Source organism: Pseudomonas sp. 2995-3 (genome assembly GCF_002742565.1).
GTDB classification, from domain to species: domain Bacteria; phylum Pseudomonadota; class Gammaproteobacteria; order Pseudomonadales; family Pseudomonadaceae; genus Aquipseudomonas; species Aquipseudomonas edaphica.
The window spans coordinates 1-394 of the sequence record NZ_LJSB01000130.1 but is presented as its reverse complement, the minus strand read 5'-3'; the positions used below and the strand labels follow the sequence as shown (position 1 = coordinate 394).

Annotated in this window: 1 protein-coding gene; it reads right to left on the bottom strand. The window is 38.6% G+C overall.

Going from position 1 to position 394, the window contains the following annotated elements:
- Positions 1-362 (bottom strand): hypothetical protein (locus AOA62_RS31360; protein WP_218244083.1); only part of this gene is annotated, 362 nt, incomplete at its 3' end.
- Positions 363-394 lie beyond the last annotated feature (32 nt).

Genomic DNA, 394 nt, shown 5'->3' with positions numbered 1-394 from the left:
AATTGAGATGGGACCTCTTTCAGAAAAGAACTGTACCAGTTTTCATAAATATTCCAGTCTTCGGTGACAAATGTGGAACGTATGATGTCATTACCTATCAGTTCGTTTTCACCTGTGTTTACGACCTCAATATCAACTAAGAAAAAGTAATCTTTTGCCGGTGTCAATCCTTCATACTCCTCAAATCGTTGAATACGTTCCACAGTAATCTCGTAGTCTCCTGCCATATTAGAAATAACTCCAGTTTCCCCAAGTTCTAAAAAGTCACCATCATCTGCAGCATTACCTGAGGCTTGTTCGGCACATCCAGCCAATAGGAAAAATCCAGCAACAACTAACAACATAAGCTTCTTCAATTCCAATTCCCCCTCATTGAATTTTTAAAGAAAAGAAG